Consider the following 18,797-nt stretch of genomic DNA (forward strand, 5'->3'; position numbering starts at 1 on the left):
TCACCTCCCTAAAAAGGAATTTACCTACATACGCTTTCTTAATACGTGGAAGCTAAATTTATCAGCTCTAAAGTAATTGATAGAATATAAGATTGGCTCATCATTTTGATCATAGTGCATTTGTTTTAATACAAGCAGTGCTGTTTCAGGCTCACATTCTAAAATTGGTGAGATTTTAGGGTGATAGCCAATTGGCTCAATGTGAGCAACCGCATATGTTATGCGCTTATGCGTGTTATTATGTATCACCGTTAATAATGATTCCTCATTGTAACCCGATAAGTCTGGCAATATTTCTTTTGCAAGTTTATCGATACAATACACAACAGGTTCCCCATCTGCTGTACGCACGCGTTCAATCATCACTGCATTAAAACCATCTTCACTATTAAACTTCTCTTTTTCCTCTTCTGTTAAAGTTGTAGTAGATGATGATAAAAAGATTGTTCCTGGTGTTTTCCCCACACTAGAAATCATATCTGTAATACTAGAAAGTTGTTCTATTCCAGAAGAAAATAATGGCTTTGCATTTACAAATGTCCCTACACCATGTCTACGAATGACAACATTTTCTTCTTCTAAAATACGCAACGCTTCCCTTAAAGTCGCTCTACTTACGCCAAGTTCTTTCGCTAAATCAAACTCTGATGGTAACTTTTGTCGTTCTTTATAAGCGCCATCTTTAATTTTTTCTTTGATGTGATCAATCACCCGTAGATATAGGTGACGACTATCAGATTTTACTGACATAAGACTCCCCCGCATTTCAATTATTCGACCTCTGATGTAAGACTTCTTTTCTCTTTTTTCAACTTACAACATAGTACAAATGACTAAACACCAAAATAAGTGTAATTGTCGAATAAATAATAATAATTTTTTAAAATAAAATTTTCACTCTTTATTGCATAAAAAAAACTTTGCACCATAAACATTCCTCATTTCGAGAAAAAGTTCGGCACAAAGATCCTTTACATCCTTTGTTACACACTTTTCCCCTCATAGTCTAGCAATTCATGGTTGCCAGGTAGAAACTTATGGACCTTATCTCCAAGATTATATGAGGCAGTGATTCTTTTCGAAGTAATCTTACCACTTGCTCTCATACGTGTCAACAAAATCTAACATTTTTCTGCATTAAATATCGAACATTTACATAAAACATACTAAAAGTATTCGTATTCTAAAGGGCACCCCTAAATGTAAGCCCTTTCTTTATCGCTGAGTATAGTATATAACAAAAACACTATATAAAAAAGCCTAATTGTAAAAACAATTAGGCTTTTTTTAAGAACTTTTTTCTTGTACATCATTAATGAGTACTTCCCTCGGTTTACTCCCTTCATACGGACCTACTACACCATTCATTTCCATTGCATCAATTAGGCGAGCAGCTCGCGTATAACCTACTCTAAACCTACGTTGTAACATAGAAACAGATGCTGTTTGCATTTCCACTACAAGTTGAACCGCTTCATCATATAATTCATCTTCTACTTCCTGCTTCGTATCAGGAACATCTTGCGGAATCATATCTTCTTGATATTGTGCTTTTTGCTGTCCAATAACATATTCTACAACTCTCTCAACTTCATCATCTGATAGAAATGCGCCTTGTACACGTACAGGTTTCGATGCACCAATTGGTATAAACAGCATGTCTCCACGACCTAGTAGCTTCTCTGCACCACCACCGTCAAGAATTGTACGAGAATCTGTTTGAGAAGATACAGCGAATGCAATACGTGATGGAATATTTGCTTTAATAACACCCGTAATAACGTCAACTGACGGACGTTGCGTTGCAATAATTAAATGAATACCAGCAGCACGAGCCATTTGCGCTAGACGCATAATCGCATCCTCTACATCAGACGAAGCAACCATCATTAAATCTGCTAACTCGTCCACAATTACTACAATATAAGGTAATTCGGGTTGTTTCGCTTCTGATTGACTATTATGCTCTTTTATATAATCGTTGTATCCTTCAATGTTACGTGTACCACTATGAGCAAACAATTCATAACGACGTTCCATTTCACTCACAACTTTTTTCAATGCTTGCGATGCTTTTTTCGGATCAGTTACAACTGGCGTTAACAAATGAGGCACACCGTTATATACATTTAGCTCTACCATTTTCGGGTCAATCATCATTAATTTTACTTCATGTGGTTTTGCACGCATTAAAATACTAACAATAATACCGTTAATACATACACTTTTCCCGCTACCTGTCGCACCAGCTACGAGTAAATGAGGCATTTTATTTAGACGGGCTAATACAGCTTCACCTGTAATATCTCGGCCAAGACCAATTAACAACTTCTCTTCCGGATGATTATTAGCCTTAGAGTCAAGAACTTCCCTCAGCGTTACCATCGAAACCTCTGAGTTTGGAACTTCGATCCCTACAGCTGATTTCCCGGGAATTGGCGCTTCAATACGAATGTCCTTTGCAGCTAAAGCAAGGGCTAAATCATCACTTAAACTGACAATTTTGCTTACCTTTACCCCCATATCAGGATACACTTCATATTTTGTAACTGCAGGACCTCTATGCACTTTTGTTACTTTCGCTTTCACTCCAAAACTTTGGAATGTACGTTCTAATTTACGAGCATTCTCATAAATTTCCGCATTTTCATTTGTAACTTGCTTATTCTTTGGAAATTTTAATATATCAAGTGAAGGAAGCTTGTAATCTTTATTTTCTACATTTGAAAATTGCATAGGAGGTGCTTGCGCTTCACTCTCTAACGATTCAACAATTTTTTCTCCACGCTTTTTCTTTGGTTCTTCAATTGGCGGAGTCTCTTCAATAAACGGTGAAGTGATCAACTCTTCTTGCTCTACTTCGATTCGTTTATCCTCTTCTTCATTTACAGGATAATTCTCAGTGAAATTCGAAATAATCGGAGGATCAATTGAGATTTCTTCCATCGGCTCAATAATTTCTTCTTGTTCTGCAGCACGTTTGCTTCTTGTGCTTCTTGTTGTTTTTTTCTTTTCTGTTTGTTCAGCCGTTCTTTTGGCTCTCCAATCTTTATAATCCCCTTGCATCACTTGAAACTGACTTCTAAGAATTCTACCAACTGGAGCTAACACTTCTCCAATATGCTTATTTGTTATACAAAGTATACCGAGAATAACTAGAATAATACCAATGATATAAGCTCCTACTTCGTCAAATAAGAAGTAACATGTTGCGAACATAAGCGCACCAAACATACCACCACCTAAATGAACGCTATCTGGCCCCTTTTTCATTTCAAGAAAGAAGTTATCTTTCGTACTCACAATAACAGAAGTATTTTGCACTGCTCCATCTTTTGTAAGAAGGTTAAATAATGTAATATGACTAAACATTAATATCGCCAATACAATTAAATAAAATCCAATTAATCGTTTATTTAAAAGGTTCGGCCATCCGCGTTTTATAACAAAGGAAACCGATAAAGCTATTACACCTAACACACCAATTATGTACCACTCACCAAAGAAGAAGCGAAAAAATAACACAAACGATTTCCCTACAACACCTAGCTGTAAAATCGTAATGATTGAAAGTGCAAAAAGAGTTAAACCGACGATTTCATAATACAAAGTTGGCTTTATCGTACGTCTTGCCTTTGCCTTCGTCCCTCTTTGCTTTTGTTTTGCCATTTCTTCACCTCGTGTTCTACATATAAGTAAAGCTCCCTTCAAAATGCTCTATTTATATGTCTGTTTTCTCTATTTTTCAGGTCTTTATATCTTCTATTTTTACACTTCTTGTAAAATGCTAAATAAACAGAAGAAAGCAGCCTACTCATGGCTGCTCAACCGTCTTGTTTTTTATATTATACCATAGCTTCTAAACAAAATCCTTCTTTTTGCTAAAAGGTTATTTTCTGACCGGGCTCAAACTCTAAATAGTGAAGTGGGTCCGTACTTAGCACACGTACAATAGAATAACATCCATGTTCCTCTTCAGAAACCATTAATTCCACACCATTTATATTTACAACTTTTTGACTTTCACATTGTGAATAATCGACCGGATACACAAGTTGCTCTGGCATAATTGTATATAAAATCATTGTAGCATTGTCCCTTCTGTACTATCTTCCGCACGAACATCTATTAATTCGTTTAATTTTCGAATCGCATTTCCAATACCGCCGACATCATCTATAAGACCGTACTTTACTGCATCTCCACCAATTACATTCGTCCCAATATCTCGCGTTAAATTTCCTTTCGCAAACATAAGCTCTTTAAAACGATCTTCTGTTACTTTCGAGTGCTTCGTCACAAAACGAATGACTCTTTCTTGCATCTTATCCAAATACTCAAATGTTTGTGGCACACCTATGACAAGACCTGTTAAACGAATTGGATGAATTGTCATCGTCGCAGTTTCCGCAATAAACGAATAGTCAGTAGAAACAGCAATCGGTACACCGATGGAATGTCCCCCACCTAAAACTAGAGATACTGTTGGTTTTGAAAGTGAAGCTACCATTTCAGAAATTGCTAGCCCAGCTTCAACGTCACCTCCAACTGTATTTAATATTAAAAGCAAACCTTCAATTTTCGGATTTTGTTCAATCGCAACAATTTGCGGAATGATATGCTCATATTTTGTTGTTTTATTTTGCGGTGGTAATTGAACATGACCTTCCACTTGTCCGATAATCGTTAAACAATGAATACGTGATTCATTCATCTGTGGTACATTTGTCTGTCCAAGCTGTTGAATTTTTTCAACTATTGAAGCCTCTTTTCCAGCTTCTTTTGGCTCAGCTTCTTTTTCTTCATTTGTATATCGATCACGTTCTGTCATTTCGCATCCCCTTTCACTCGTATATAACTATTATTTCTTAAGTTATAAATTTCATTCGATAGGGTTAAAAAGAAAAAAGATCACCCATAAGGGTGATCTTTTTATACTTCCATAATAATCGGTAAAATCATAGGTTTTCTCTTTGTCTCTTCGTACAAGAACTGTCCTAATAATTCACGAATATTTTGTTTTAACATTGACCATTCAATTGAATATTCTTTAATTGACTGCTCAACAATCATACGTACAATCTCTGTAGATCGTTCAATTAACGCTTCTGATTCACGAACATATACGAAACCACGTGAAATGATTTCTGGACCAGAGATAATTTTCTTTTCATCTTTACCAAGTGTTACAACAACTACTAGTATTCCATCTTGAGATAACATCTTTCTATCTCGAAGAACGATATTACCAACGTCACCTACACCTAATCCATCAATTAAAACATTACCAGCTTGTACTTTACCGACTAAGTTCGCTTCATCGTCACCAAAAGCAATTACATCGCCTTTTTCTACGATAAAGATATTTTCTCTTGTAATACCTACATCTTCAGCTAAATATGCATGTGCTTTTTGCATACGGAACTCACCATGTACGGGTACAAAGTACTTTGGTTTCATTAAATTTAACATTAATTTTAATTCTTCTTGGCTACCGTGACCTGACACGTGAACTTTTCGTTCGCCGTAATAAACAACTTCAGCTCCAGCTCTAAATAACAAATCAATAATTTTTGATACAGATATTTCATTACCCGGAATTGGTGAAGCAGCAATGATAACAGTATCACCTTTACGAATTGAAATTTGTTTATGTGCTTGTTTTGCCATTCTAGATAGAGCAGCCATCGGTTCACCTTGACTACCTGTCGTTAAAATAGCTACCTTTTTCTCTGGGAAGTTGTCTACTTCTTGTAATGAAATAACCATACCTTCTGGAACATCTAAATAACCAAGACGTCTTGCAATGTCTACTACTTTCACCATACTACGTCCTACTACCGCTACTTTTCGCCCTGTTTCAGCAGCTGCATCAAATACTTGTTGAATACGATGTACATTCGATGCAAATGAAGCAACGATAATACGACCTTCTGCACCGTAGAACACTTTAGAGATTTCTACACCAACTTCTTTTTCTGAACCTGTATAGCCTGGGCGCTCTGCGTTTGTACTATCAGATAATAAGCAAAGTACGCCTTCATTTCCGATTTGCGCCATTTTCCCAAGGTCTGCTCCACTATTTCCAATTGGAGTTTGATCGAATTTAAAGTCTCCCGTATATACGACTGCACCTTTTGATGTATGGAAACAAACGCCAACAGAATCCGGAATACTATGTGTCGTTCCGAAGAATGACACCGTTGTAGTGTTAAATTCTACTGTTGAATTTGAATCGATTGTTTTTAGGTCTACACGGCCTAACATGCCCGCTTCACCAAGTTTTTCTTGTATAAGTCCTACTGTTAATTTCGTTGCATAGACTGGAATAGATAATTTACGAAGTACATACACAATTCCACCAATATGATCTTCATGACCGTGAGTAATAAATAAACCTTTTACTCGCTCTTGATTTTCCACTAAATATGTAATATCAGGAATAACGATATCAATTCCAAACATTTCATCTCCCGGGAACATTAACCCTGCATCTACGATAAAGATTTCAGAATCAATTTCAACACAGTACATATTTTTCCCGATTTCACCTACTCCACCAAGAGCAAATACTTTAACAGACTCATTCTCTTTTCTCTTCATGTTGTTGCCTGGTTTAAAAATCTTGCAAACACTGATTTCACTAAAATTGCAGAGACACCAGGGGAAACTCTACAACCACCATATTTTCACCGTCCAAGACGAATGTCCTTACCGTTATGCGATATCATGTCCTTGTTTATTTTTTAAACCAGGTTTCACCTCTCTTTCATTATATAAATCAAATATCTTATTCGATATGATATGAAAATTTAATTAAATTATAATTTTTCCCAATTTTGCTAAGCATACCCGTACTAAGCTACTTAGCCATATTATACCTGATACAAGAAATAGAACACAAGTTAAATCGTGCGAAAGAAAGAGTAAAGGAACGGAATGACAACAAAAGTATCGAACGTATTTCCTTTATATTTACTCCGATTTTATACTCCATATTATTTTTAAGAACTAGCCATACATACGCTAAATTCATTTCATAATAGGAAGTTTCAAGATTTATTTTTCTAGAATCCAACAAAAACACTTACAAAATGGAGTTTTTTTATGAATTACGTCACATTTGAGGGGATTTCTCTAAAAACAGACACCGTAGTTTATTACGTTTATGCCATAATATCTATCATTTTTTGACTCAGTTAAAGGGGTACGATTATTTTCTTATACACATAATGAAGAAGCGATTAATATTCTTATAAGAACACATATAAGTGAGAAAAAGAGGAAAAGATTTGCATATAATAAAAAATGACCTAGTTCTACACTAGGTCATTTTTTATTAACGAGGGATAGATTGCATTACAGATTGTAACGTTACTCTTTCTTCTTCTGTTAATGGAAGAAGTGGTAAACGTACAGAACCTACATCTAATCCAACCATTTGTAACGCTGTTTTTACTGGAGTTGGACTTGGCGCCATAAATAATGAATCAGTTACTCTTACAAGTAATTGATGTAATTTTTGTGCCTTCTTAAATTCTCCTGCTTGAAATGCTGTAATCATTTCTTGCATTTCGTTTCCGATAACATGAGAGGCTACCGAAACGATACCTTTCGCTCCAACTGCCATAGCTGGTAACGTTAAACCGTCATCACCGCTGTATACCGCAAAGTCGTCCGCTGTTTTTTCAATGATTTCTGTCATTGTTAACACATCGCCGCCGGCATCTTTAATAGCAACAATGTTTTCTATTTCTGATAAACGAACAACTGTATCAACGGAGATTTGTACAATAGATCGTCCTGGAACGTTATATAGCATAACCGGAAGCGGCGTGCTTTCAGCAATTGCTTTAAAATGCTGATACATTCCTTCTTGACTCGGTTTGTTATAATACGGTGCTACTAGCATTACTGCATCCACACCAACTTCTGTTGCCTTTTTAGTTAAGTCAATAGAAGCATGCGTATTATTGCTACCTGTTCCAGCGATTACGGGCACTCTTTTATCGACAACAGATACGACATGGCGATATAACGCTACTTTCTCTTCTGAAGTTAATGTAGGAGATTCTCCTGTCGTTCCTCCTACCACGATTGCTGTTGTACCGTTATCAATTAAATAATTTACCAATTTCGTTGTCTTTGCAAAATCGATATTCCCGTTTATATCAAACGGTGTTACCATCGCGGTTGCAATTGTCCCAAAATCTATCATGGTCTCACTCCTTATTGTTCCAGTTGCTTTTCTTTTGAAAGCTCAAACGCACTATGTAATGCATTTACAGCCTCCACTAAATCAGTTTCTTTTACAAGAACCCAAATTGTTGTATGACTATCTGCCGATTGCAGGATTTGAATACCTTTTTCCGCTAAAGCTGTAACGATTTTCGCAGTAACCCCTGGGTATCCTGCCATTCCAGCCCCAACGATAGATACTTTCGCACAATGTTCTGTCACAATTGGCTCATATCCAAGGTTCTGTAATAATTTAACTGCATGACTTGATACATTATCACTCACCGTATATGCTACGCCAGTAGGTGAAATATTAATTAAATCAACACTTATTCCTTCGTTCGCCATCTCTTTAAACACATGTTGTTGCAAATCATATGCCGTTTCTTTTGCAAGCACTTTAATTTGCGTTACGTTTGATACGTGGGCAATGCCTGTAACAGGACGTTCTTCTACATCACGACCTCTTGTAGCACCGTCATATGCTGAAATAAGCGTACCTTCACTATCAGAATACGTAGAACGTACACGAAGTGGCACTTTTGCATGCATCGCAATTTCAACTGCACGTGGATGAACGACTTTCGCACCTTGATAAGCCATGTTACAAATTTCGTTATACGTTACAGTTTGAAGATGACGTGCATCTTTTACAATACGAGGATCCGCAGTCATAACACCTTCTACATCAGTGAATATATCGATGTATTCAGCATGAAGTGCAACACCTAATGCTGAAGCTGAAGTATCACTACCTCCGCGTCCAAGTGTTGTCGTATCACCTTTTTTCGTTTGTCCCTGGAATCCTGTAACGACGATTACATCTACATTTTCTAACTCTTCATGTATACGATCGCAATTCATTTCAATAATCTTTGCATTCGTAAAGTCATCATTCGTTACAAAACCAGCTTGTGCACCATTTAATGCTGCTGCTTTTATACCGTTCTCATTCAACATATTAGAGAAAACAATTGCAGAGATTAACTCTCCACACGATAATAATAAATCTTGCTCACGCTTAGAAATAGTAGATTCCTCTTGATTTACAAGACTTAATAACGTATCCGTTGCATATGGTTCACCTTTACGGCCCATAGCAGATACGACAGTAACTACTTTATAACCAGCAGCTAATGATTTTTTTATATGATGAAGCGCATGCTTACGTCCATTGTCATCACGTACTGATGTGCCACCAAATTTTTGAACAATTATTTTCATATTTTGCACCTTCTCTTAGCCGTTTACACTAATTGTAATTTTACTAAGCGCTCTGCAATTTGAACAGAATTCCATGCAGCGCCTTTTAATAAGTTATCAGATACGACCCAAAGATGGAATCCTTTATCGTTATTTAAATCTTTACGGATTCTTCCAACGAATACTTCGTTTTTACCTACTGCAGTAGCTGGCATTGGATATAACTGCTCTTCTGGATTATCTTGTAGAACAATACCTTCCGCATTTGCAAGTAAGCTCTTTAATTCTGCTACTGTTACGCCTTCTTTTTCTACTTCGATGTAAACAGACTCAGAGTGTCCTGATACAACTGGTAAACGTACACATGTTGCCGCTACTTCTAATTCAGGCATATGCATAATTTTTTTCGTTTCGTTAATCATTTTCATTTCTTCAAACGTAAATCCATTATCTTGGAATTTATCAATCTGTGGAATCGCATTAAAAGCAATTGGGAAATGCTTCTTATCACCTGATACAGGAAGAACATTTGCCTTAACTTCTTCGCCATTTAAGATTGCTTGTGATTGTTCATGCAGTTCTTCAATAGCTGCCGCACCAGCACCTGATACAGCTTGATATGTGGAAACGATTACTCGTTTTAAACCATATTGCTGACGAACTGGCTCAAGAGCTACTACCATTTGAATTGTAGAACAGTTTGGATTTGCAATAATACCATTATGTTCTTTTAAGTCGTTTTCATTTACTTCAGGTACAACAAGTGGCACGTTTTCTGTCATACGGAATGCACTTGTATTATCAACAACAATCGCACCGCGTTTTGCTGCTTCTGGCGCTAATTGTTTCGATACAGATCCACCAGCACTAAATAGTGCAATATCTACTCCTTCAAAGCTTTCAGGAGTTGCCTCTTGAACTGTAAATTCTTCGCCTTTAAATACAAGTTTCTTACCTGCAGATCGTTTAGATGAAAGTAACGTTAATTTCCCGATTGGAAATTCTCGTTTCTCTAAAGTATTTAACATTTGTTCACCAACTGCGCCGGTTGCTCCAACTACAGCGACATGAAAAGTTTTTTGCTTTTCCATCACTATGCCCCTTTCTAGATACCAATCCTTCTATAACTTAGAATCAGAAGGAGTATACAATACCCCTTCTAATCTTAATAACGTTAATTTTATCATATTCTACAGTAAGAATGATGGTTTCATCAAAAATTGTCCGTTTTTTTTCGTTTTTTAATTCATATATCTGAATTTTTCTACGACCACCGGTTGCAATTGCTTCCCTTGCAGCGCTTCTAATACTGTATCTTCCAGTAACTCCATACGAGCTACCATTGAGTTCGGTTTTTTCTCTGGCGCATCTTGACCGAATGGGACGAAGTAGATGTTTTTTGTTGCCATTAGGCGCATGAGATTTACCCCATTTAACCCTAAAGCATCATTCGTCGAAACCGCCAATACGACAGGCTTGCCATTTCTTAGCGTCGCTTTTGCTGCCATTAGTACTGGAGAATCTGTCATTGCATTTGCAAATTTACTCATAGAATTTCCTGTTAAAGGAGCGATTACCATGCAGTCTAATGGAATTTTAGGTCCAAGTGGCTCTGCTCCAACAATTGAATTAATTGCTTTAAAACCTGTTATTTCTTCAATCTTCTTAATCCACTCTGCTCCTTCTCCAAATCTAGTATTTGTTGATTGAACAGTGTATGAAACAACAGGACGTACTTCTGCTCCTTCAGCAATTAATTTTTCTAAGTGCGGCATAACTTCCTCATACGTACAATGTGAACCTGTAAATCCGAAACCAATTCGTTTCCCCTTCAAACTCATTTCTTTTCCTCCTCCTTTGCGATTGCATCTGCTGCTAATAACTGAGAAAGAACATTTGCTAAAATTTGCCCAGCCGTTTTTGGGGCAACAATACCTGGTAATCCAGGTGCTAGCAATGCTTTGACTCCTCTTTTTTCTGCATATCTAAAGTCGGTACCGCCTGGTTTAGAAGCTAAATCAATCACTAACGTATGAGCTGGCATTTTTGCAATAACATTCGCTGTTACAACGAGGTGCGGAATCGTATTAATTACAATATCGATATTTCCTACTTCTTTCTCTATGTCTTGCATATGAAAAGGAGAAAACATCATTTCTGTAATACGTGCAATATGTTCAGATCGTCTTGCTCCAACTTTGACATGGGCTCCTAATGATTGAAATGCTCTCGCAACACTCATTCCTGTTCTACCAAATCCTAGAACCATTACATTGGACCCATGAATTGTATAGTCGGTATGTTGAATTACCATCATTAATGTACCTTCTACCGTTGGAATAGAATTGTATATTGCTACATCATCACGATCAAATAATTTAACAAGTTTTCGGTTCGTAGTAGATACGAGATTTTCCAAGTAAGGTGTACCAATACCTGAATATATAGTAAAGTGTTCTGGTGTATTTTCAATTTGTTCTTTCGTTATTGAAACTTTTTCATTTGAAAAAATAGTATCTACTTCTCCTTTGGCATTTGTACCGGCAACCGGCAAAATAATTGCGTCTACAGAAGTGAAATCTAAATTTTGTATACTTTCTTTTGCTGCCCCTGTGAAACCATGATCTAACTGATCAAAACCTATCAAAGAAAGTTTCGCATCCAATTCAACTAGCTTACGAATTACTTCTAGCTGCCTTGCATCTCCTCCTATGACAGCAATATGCATCTCAGTCAACATTCCCTAATTCACCTTCTTTTTCTGTCATTTATAAGAAAAGTGCCTACTTTTTCTTTTTCCTCCACATCATATGTAATGTACGAGTTTATGGTGATTGAAAATCCAAATGCACATATGATTTATCAGGTTTCTATGTAGATACAAAAAAAGATGACCAAAATGGCCATCCTTCACTCCGAATTTGAACGATCTATACTATCACAAAGAAGCATATCGTGTCCGACTTTCTTTATTTGACTCCATGCCACCCTTACTTCTTGTGGTTCCTTTTTAAAACCTCCCCACTTCCCTACAGGTATTATAAGTGTTTGTATTTGCCCGTCTTTCTCATTAATCTCTAAATCCATATAACCTAAGACTCCCATTTTTTCCGCTTTTTCTATATCTACAACCTCTTTACCACTTAATTCACTTAATCGCATACACACTCCACTCCCCTAATGAATTTTTCATTTGCATTGTCTATAATTAGTACCTATTCTATATGTATAAAAAAAATAACCTTCTCTCATTTAAAAAGAGAGAAGGTTATTTTTTTTACATCGTAAAAATTGATTATAGTTTTATTCCTTTTGGAAGTTTTCCGTCTGGACTAATAAGTGCTGCAGAGAACTCGTCAGTAAACATATTGCGAATTAATCCGTCCACATTTTCTTTTGTTACAGTGTTTACACTTTCAATAATCTCATCAAGTGAACGATGTTTACGAAGAAGCAATTCATTTTTACCGTTACGGCTCATACGGCTATTTGTACTTTCTAAACTTAACATTAAGTTTCCTTTTAATTGCTCTTTACTATTCATAAGCTCTTTTTCTGTAATACCTGTATTTTTCAATGTCTCTAATGTTTCTTGCATTGTTTCATACAATGTATCTAATTGTTGGCTACCTGTTCCACCGTAAAGTGTTAACATGCCTGTATCTTCATAAGAAGAGTGGTAAGAAAATACTGAGTAAGCTAATCCACGTTGCTCACGTACTTCTTGGAATAAACGGCTACTCATGCTACCGCCTAAAACATTATTTAATACAATTAAGTTATAAATATCTTCGTGTCCCATTTGTAAGCCTTTATATCCTAGACATAAATGAGCTTGTTCCGTTTCTTTTTTACGGGCTACCTTATTGAAATGGAAAATTGGGCTATGTACTTGTTCACGGTTTGTTGTTCCTTCATAACTACCGAAATATTGCTCCACTGTTTGTAAAAATGCTTCATCAATATTTCCTGCGATTGATACAACTACATTTTCAGGTGTATAATGATCTTTTATATATTGACGTAACGTATCACCTGTAAACGTATTAAGCGTTTCTTCTGTTCCTAAAATAGGATATCCAAGTGGATGCGTTTCATATGTTGCTTTCGTTAACATATCATGCACAATATCATCTGGAGCATCTTCGTACATTTTAATTTCTTCACATACGACATTCTTCTCTTTTTTCAGTTCTTCCTCATCAAATGTTGAATTAAAGAACATATCTGCTAAAACATCTAAAGCATATTTAGCATGCTCATCTAATACTTTTGCATAGTAACATGTATATTCTTTTGAAGTAAATGCATTCACTTGACCACCAATGCTATCAAATGATTCTGCAATCTCTCGTGCACTACGTGTTTCTGTCCCTTTAAAGAACATATGCTCTAAAAAGTGAGAAATCCCATTATTTTTTTCATTTTCATTTCTTGATCCCGCATGGATCCAAATACCAATTGCAACCGATCTTACAGTTGGTATATTCTCCATAACTATTCTTACACCATTTTTACAAGTATATTTTTTAATCAAAAACTTTCCTCCTACTGCCAGTTTCTCTAAATAAAACGCTATTATTTAATGATAACAAGTTTAAGGATGAATGTCATGCAAATGTATTTAATCCACACGTTTTTCATCCAGTAATTCAGTTATATTCCCCACTTTATATCCTTGTTCCTTCAATTTTGTAATCATTATATCTAAAGCCTCTGCTGCAGACGAAGTAGGATGCATTAATATGATAGCACCTGGATGTATTTTTCTCATTACTCTCTGCAATAGTACATCCGGCTCAGGTCGCTTCCAATCAATCGTATCTACAGTCCACATAATCGTTCCCATTTGAAAATCATCTGCAATCTTTACGACTTCATCTCGAAAACTTCCACTCGGCGGGGCAAACCATCTTACTTTTTGATTCGTTACTACTTCTATCATTCGATTTGTTTTTTGTAACTGCTCTCGTATTTCATCAGACGATAACGTTTTCATATTTGGATGTGTGTATGAGTGATTTCCAACTTCTTGTTTTGCATCGACAATCATTTTTGCAAATCGCAAATTTTCTTTCACCCAACGTCCTTCTAAAAAGAAAGTGGCCTTCACATCATGCTTTTTCAATATCTCTAATATGCGAGGCAAATACTCATTTCCCCATGCCACATTTATTGTTAATCCTACCATCTTTTTATTTGGATGCCCTCTATAAATTGGAGCTGGTGATAAATCTTCTAAATGAACACTCGGTGAGACTTCTTTGAATTCAAGATATTTTTGATCAAATTCCTTTAGCTTCTTCATATTATTATACGATGCTTCAATATCCACTTGTCTTCCATTATATCCAGGTGTTGCCTTCCATATTTTATCAATCATCGCATTTTGAGGTGCAATCTCATACTGTTTTGCATGCTTTTGAATTTCTTCATGCAAGTTATCTTGCGCAAAAACAGAATAAGAGCCTAAACTGACATATAAAGAAAATATACATATGTATGCCAATATACGAACTTTCATATAAACCCTCCCAAATTAACTATATAAAAACATTTTCTTCTTATCTTTGTTAATTTGAGCGTTATAATGAAAACTATACCTATACCGACATAAAAATATATTGAACATCATGTTTTTTACATAACAAAAAAAGCCAGTTAAACTGGCTTTTACTTATTGCTGCTCTTGTTTGTTTTCTTCTTTAGCAGCTTCTTTTTCTTGCTCTTCTTTTAGCAATACTTTTCTAGATAGATTTACGCGACCTTGCTTGTCAATCTCGATAACTTTAACCGTAATTACGTCACCGATTTTTACAACGTCTTCTACTTTACCTACACGCTCAAGTGCAAGTTCAGAAATGTGAACTAATCCATCTTTACCGCTGAATAATTCAACGAAAGCACCGAATTTCTCAACACGTTTCACTTTTCCTTCGTAGATTTCACCTACTTGTACTTCGCGAACGATATCTTCGATAATTTTCTTAGCTTTGTCGTTCATTTCTTGGTTTATTGAAGAAATGAATACTGTGCCATCTTGCTCGATGTCAATTTTAACGCCAGTTTCTTCAATAATTTTATTGATTTGTTTACCGCTCGGTCCGATAACGTCACGGATTTTATCTGGATTAATTGTCATTGTAATAATCTTTGGAGCGTACGCTGATAATTCAGTGCGTGGCTCTGGAATAACAGATAACATATGATTTAGAATGTGCACACGACCAACTTTCGCTTGTTGTAATGCCTCTTCTAAAATTTCACGAGATAGACCATCGATTTTAATGTCCATTTGTAGTGCAGTTACACCTTGTGCTGTACCTGCTACTTTAAAGTCCATATCACCTAAATGATCTTCCATACCTTGAATATCAGATAAAATTGTGTAATGCTCACCAGTTTTAACTAGACCCATTGCAATACCTGCAACTGGAGCTTTAAGTGGAACACCAGCATCCATCATTGCTAAAGTACTACCACAAATACTTGCTTGTGAAGTAGAACCATTTGATTCTAAAACTTCAGATACAAGACGTACTGTGTATGGGAAATCTTTTTCAGATGGAATTACAGGCTCAAGTGCACGTTCTCCTAGTGCACCGTGACCGATTTCACGACGACCTGGTCCACGCATTGGTCTTGTTTCACCAACACTAAATGATGGGAAATTGTAATGGTGCATAAAACGTTTTGATTCTTCTACGCCAAGACCATCTAAAATTTGCACATCGCCTAATGCACCTAATGTACAAATACTTAATGCTTGTGTTTGTCCACGAGTGAACAAACCAGAACCGTGTGTACGAGATAAAATACCAACCTCTGATGCTAATGGACGGATTTCGTCACCTTTACGGCCATCTGGACGGATTTTTTCAACTGTAATAAGACGACGTACTTCTTCTTTTACAATTTTATATAAAATCTCATTTACTTGTCCTAATGTATCAGCGTCAGCTTCCTGCGCTTCGTAATGCTCAATAACACGCTTTTTCACTTCGTTAATTGCATCTTCACGTGCATGTTTCTCATGTACTTGAATTGCTGAATGCATATCTTCTTCAGCCATTTCACGTACAGCTTGGTTAAGATCAGCGTCAACTTCATAAAGTTTCACTTCTGATTTCTCTTTACCTACAGCTTGTACAATCTCTTCTTGGAATGCAATTAGACGTTTAATTTCGTCATGACCAAACATAATTGCTTCTAACATTGTTTCTTCAGGTACTTGATCTGCTCCTGCTTCAACCATGTTAATCGCATCTTTCGTACCAGCTACAACTAAGTGGATATCACTTTGTTCTTGCTGTTCTACTGTTGGGTTAATAACGAATTCGCCATTAATACGGCCAACTGTCGCACCAGCGATTGGACCTTCAAATGGAATATCTGAAATCGATAACGCTAATGAAGAACCAAGCATAGCTGCCATTTCAGAAGAACAATCTTGATCAACACTCATTACAATGCTGACAACTTGTACTTCGTTACGGAAGCCATCTGCGAATAGCGGACGAATTGGACGGTCGATTAAACGACTTGCCAAAATTGCTTTTTCACTTGGACGACCTTCACGCTTAATAAAACCGCCAGGAATTTTTCCGACTGCATATAAACGCTCTTCATAGTTTACTGTAAGTGGGAAGAAATCTACATTTTTTGCTTCTTTTGATGCAGTTGCTGTAGATAGAACCGCTGTATCGCCATATCTTACTAATACTGCTCCGTTCGCTTGTTTTGCAAGCTGACCAGTTTCAACTGTTAGCTGGCGACCAGCTAAATCTATCGAGAAGACTTGCTTTTCTTGACTCATTTAAGTACCCCTCTCAATTTAAAGTATTCAATTCTTCTATGTAAATGGATAGTATATCACAATATTCTACCTCTAGTATTGCCTAAAATTAAGTAAGCTATAAAGCGTAGAAGATATATTTTTACCTAACAAAAAAGCGGGAATATTCCCGCTTCTTTGACTATCGACGTAAGCCAAGCTTTGTGATTAATTCACGGTAACGTGTGATATCGCTATTACGAAGGTAAGTTAGTAAGTTACGACGTTTACCAACCATCTTTAATAGACCACGACGTGAATGATGATCTTTCTTGTGAGTACGTAAGTGCTCGTTTAGAGTGTTAATTTGCTCCGTTAGGACAGCAATTTGAACCTCCGGAGAACCAGTATCAGTCTCATGAGTTCTAAATTGTGCAATGATTTCATTTTTACGTTCTTGTGTTAAAGCCATCCTATTTCACCTCCTATTAATTAAACCCCCAATTACCTAGCAAGCGTCGGTGAGTCGCAATGCCAAGCAATGGTTGTCATAAAGTACATAACATAGAATACTACTTTTCATTTGAAAAAGCAAGTATATTCTTTTCGCTCATAAAATATTCTTGTGCTGTTTTCTTATCTTTTGCGATTTGTTCAACTAACTCATCAATACCGTTGAATTTCTTTTCTGCTCTTATACGCATATGCCACTCTACTGTAACATTTTGATCGTATATATCTTTGTTAAATTCAAATAAGTGCACTTCAATTGATAATTGACGCTCATCTTCTTTAAAAGTCGGTTTATATCCAATATTACATACACCATCGTACCATTCATCGTGAACTTTTAATCTCACTGCATAAACACCTACAGGTGGCAATAAATACTCATCACTTAAACCTACATTAGCTGTTGGAAAACCAATTTGACGCCCACGTTTGTCGCCGTGTATAACTGTTCCCGCTACAGTATAGGCTCTACCTAAAATAGATGGAATTTGCTCCATTTCGCCATTTCGAATTAACTTTCGTAATGCTGTAGAACTTACTTTCTCTTCTTGAAATTCAACTTTTTCAATCACAGTCTGTGTAAACTCCCCTCTTGCATGAAATGGTAAAGTCTCCATCTTTCCTTTTCCTAAACGTCCATATGAATAATCAAACCCTGCTACTACATGCTTTACATTTAAACCAATAATATAATCATCTACAAATTGTTGCGGTAATAACCCTGCAAATGATTCATCAAATTTAATCACATATAATATATCGATTCCTAAGCTTTCGACTATTTTTTCTTTATCGCGCATTGGTGTAATATACTCCACATGCGCATCCTTTTTCCCTAAAACAACAGATGGATGAGGATGAAATGTCATAACTGCACTTTTATATCCTCGTTCGTCCGCTATTTTTTTCGCAGTTCGAATTACACATTGATGTCCTAAATGAATGCCATCAAAAAATCCTAATGCCATTACAGTAGGTGGTAATTCTAATTTATTTTGTTCATGTGGATGAGTTAAATGAATAAGTTTCACGCTTGAATTCACCTTTTTCTGTAATAATCCTTCCAATA

16 protein-coding genes and 1 riboswitch are annotated in these 18,797 nt (G+C 36.3%); all 16 genes read right to left on the reverse strand.

The features are described 5' to 3' along the window. Window positions 1-24: 24 nt before the first annotated feature. A complete protein-coding gene (locus tag MR168_RS00395) occupies window positions 25-750 on the reverse strand; it encodes a GntR family transcriptional regulator (RefSeq protein ID WP_000114182.1) in 726 nt (241 codons plus the stop codon). A 232-nt stretch (window positions 751-982) separates the two neighbouring features. Continuing rightward, window positions 983-1,084, reverse strand: a riboswitch (purine riboswitch). A gap of 203 nt (window positions 1,085-1,287) precedes the next feature. Continuing rightward, on the reverse strand, window positions 1,288-3,669 hold the full coding sequence (locus MR168_RS00405) for a DNA translocase FtsK (RefSeq protein ID WP_001118782.1): 2,382 nt from the start codon (window positions 3,667-3,669) through the stop codon (window positions 1,288-1,290). A gap of 212 nt (window positions 3,670-3,881) precedes the next feature. After that, the gene (locus MR168_RS00410; RefSeq protein WP_000605036.1) at window positions 3,882-4,085 is read right to left on the reverse strand and encodes a YlzJ-like family protein; all 204 of its coding nucleotides are present in this window, start codon (window positions 4,083-4,085) and stop codon (window positions 3,882-3,884) included. Beyond that, complete coding sequence (gene tepA / locus MR168_RS00415; RefSeq protein ID WP_000139806.1) at window positions 4,082-4,831, reverse strand: translocation-enhancing protein TepA; 750 nt, start codon at window positions 4,829-4,831, stop codon at window positions 4,082-4,084. Before tepA ends, MR168_RS00410 begins: the two co-directional genes overlap by 4 nt. Window positions 4,832-4,932: 101 nt before the next feature. After that, on the reverse strand, window positions 4,933-6,603 hold the full coding sequence (locus MR168_RS00420) for a ribonuclease J (RefSeq protein ID WP_000823096.1): 1,671 nt from the start codon (window positions 6,601-6,603) through the stop codon (window positions 4,933-4,935). A 736-nt stretch (window positions 6,604-7,339) separates the two neighbouring features. Next, complete coding sequence (gene dapA, locus MR168_RS00425) at window positions 7,340-8,218, reverse strand: 4-hydroxy-tetrahydrodipicolinate synthase (protein ID WP_000564763.1); 879 nt, start codon at window positions 8,216-8,218, stop codon at window positions 7,340-7,342. Window positions 8,219-8,229: 11 nt separating this feature from the next. After that, entirely contained in the window at window positions 8,230-9,462 is a 1,233-nt protein-coding gene (gene dapG / locus MR168_RS00430; RefSeq protein WP_000692451.1) for an aspartate kinase, read from the reverse strand. 23 nt (window positions 9,463-9,485) lie between these two features. Continuing rightward, a complete protein-coding gene (gene asd, locus MR168_RS00435) occupies window positions 9,486-10,532 on the reverse strand; it encodes an aspartate-semialdehyde dehydrogenase (RefSeq protein ID WP_000414846.1) in 1,047 nt (348 codons plus the stop codon). Between the two features lie 150 nt (window positions 10,533-10,682). Next, the gene (gene dpaB, locus MR168_RS00440) at window positions 10,683-11,282 is read right to left on the reverse strand and encodes a dipicolinate synthase subunit B (protein WP_000053596.1); all 600 of its coding nucleotides are present in this window, start codon (window positions 11,280-11,282) and stop codon (window positions 10,683-10,685) included. Further along, entirely contained in the window at window positions 11,279-12,181 is a 903-nt protein-coding gene (dpaA, locus tag MR168_RS00445; RefSeq protein WP_000954735.1) for a dipicolinic acid synthetase subunit A, read from the reverse strand. Before dpaA ends, dpaB begins: the two co-directional genes overlap by 4 nt. A gap of 170 nt (window positions 12,182-12,351) precedes the next feature. Further along, window positions 12,352-12,603, reverse strand: coding sequence for a YlmC/YmxH family sporulation protein (locus tag MR168_RS00450; RefSeq protein ID WP_001239759.1), 252 nt, complete (start codon window positions 12,601-12,603; stop codon window positions 12,352-12,354). Between the two features lie 133 nt (window positions 12,604-12,736). Then, window positions 12,737-13,978 (reverse strand): M16 family metallopeptidase, encoded by a 1,242-nt coding sequence (locus tag MR168_RS00455; RefSeq protein WP_000592996.1) that lies wholly within the window; start codon window positions 13,976-13,978, stop codon window positions 12,737-12,739. An 87-nt stretch (window positions 13,979-14,065) separates the two neighbouring features. Then, window positions 14,066-14,965, reverse strand: coding sequence for a polysaccharide deacetylase family protein (locus MR168_RS00460; protein ID WP_086411756.1), 900 nt, complete (start codon window positions 14,963-14,965; stop codon window positions 14,066-14,068). A 153-nt stretch (window positions 14,966-15,118) separates the two neighbouring features. Beyond that, on the reverse strand, window positions 15,119-17,257 hold the full coding sequence (pnp, locus tag MR168_RS00465; RefSeq protein ID WP_000076737.1) for a polyribonucleotide nucleotidyltransferase: 2,139 nt from the start codon (window positions 17,255-17,257) through the stop codon (window positions 15,119-15,121). A gap of 160 nt (window positions 17,258-17,417) precedes the next feature. Next, window positions 17,418-17,687: a 30S ribosomal protein S15 gene (gene rpsO, locus MR168_RS00470; RefSeq protein ID WP_001229392.1), complete on the reverse strand. Its 270-nt coding sequence runs from the start codon at window positions 17,685-17,687 to the stop codon at window positions 17,418-17,420. 100 nt (window positions 17,688-17,787) lie between these two features. Next, window positions 17,788-18,759 (reverse strand): bifunctional riboflavin kinase/FAD synthetase, encoded by a 972-nt coding sequence (ribF, locus tag MR168_RS00475; RefSeq protein WP_000766706.1) that lies wholly within the window; start codon window positions 18,757-18,759, stop codon window positions 17,788-17,790. Between the last annotated feature and the right edge of the window lie 38 nt (window positions 18,760-18,797).

This window comes from Bacillus cereus group sp. BfR-BA-01356, from assembly GCF_022663635.1.
Taxonomy (GTDB): Bacteria; Bacillota; Bacilli; order Bacillales; family Bacillaceae_G; genus Bacillus_A; species Bacillus_A cereus.

What these genes read in the sequence shown, in the direction of transcription:
- MR168_RS00395 (WP_000114182.1), bottom strand. Translation starts at nt 750, where the DNA reads ATGTCAGTAAAATCTGATAGTCGTCACCTATATCTACGGGTGATTGAT.
- MR168_RS00405 (WP_001118782.1), bottom strand. Translation starts at nt 3,669, where the DNA reads ATGGCAAAACAAAAGCAAAGAGGGACGAAGGCAAAGGCAAGACGTACG.
- MR168_RS00410 (WP_000605036.1), bottom strand. Translation starts at nt 4,085, where the DNA reads ATGATTTTATATACAATTATGCCAGAGCAACTTGTGTATCCGGTCGAT.
- tepA (WP_000139806.1), bottom strand. Translation starts at nt 4,831, where the DNA reads ATGACAGAACGTGATCGATATACAAATGAAGAAAAAGAAGCTGAGCCA.
- MR168_RS00420 (WP_000823096.1), bottom strand. Translation starts at nt 6,603, where the DNA reads ATGAAGAGAAAAGAGAATGAGTCTGTTAAAGTATTTGCTCTTGGTGGA.
- dapA (WP_000564763.1), bottom strand. Translation starts at nt 8,218, where the DNA reads ATGATAGATTTTGGGACAATTGCAACCGCGATGGTAACACCGTTTGAT.
- dapG (WP_000692451.1), bottom strand. Translation starts at nt 9,462, where the DNA reads ATGAAAATAATTGTTCAAAAATTTGGTGGCACATCAGTACGTGATGAC.
- asd (WP_000414846.1), bottom strand. Translation starts at nt 10,532, where the DNA reads ATGGAAAAGCAAAAAACTTTTCATGTCGCTGTAGTTGGAGCAACCGGC.
- dpaB (WP_000053596.1), bottom strand. Translation starts at nt 11,282, where the DNA reads ATGAGTTTGAAGGGGAAACGAATTGGTTTCGGATTTACAGGTTCACAT.
- dpaA (WP_000954735.1), bottom strand. Translation starts at nt 12,181, where the DNA reads ATGTTGACTGAGATGCATATTGCTGTCATAGGAGGAGATGCAAGGCAG.
- MR168_RS00450 (WP_001239759.1), bottom strand. Translation starts at nt 12,603, where the DNA reads ATGCGATTAAGTGAATTAAGTGGTAAAGAGGTTGTAGATATAGAAAAA.
- MR168_RS00460 (WP_086411756.1), bottom strand. Translation starts at nt 14,965, where the DNA reads ATGAAAGTTCGTATATTGGCATACATATGTATATTTTCTTTATATGTC.
- pnp (WP_000076737.1), bottom strand. Translation starts at nt 17,257, where the DNA reads ATGAGTCAAGAAAAGCAAGTCTTCTCGATAGATTTAGCTGGTCGCCAG.
- rpsO (WP_001229392.1), bottom strand. Translation starts at nt 17,687, where the DNA reads ATGGCTTTAACACAAGAACGTAAAAATGAAATCATTGCACAATTTAGA.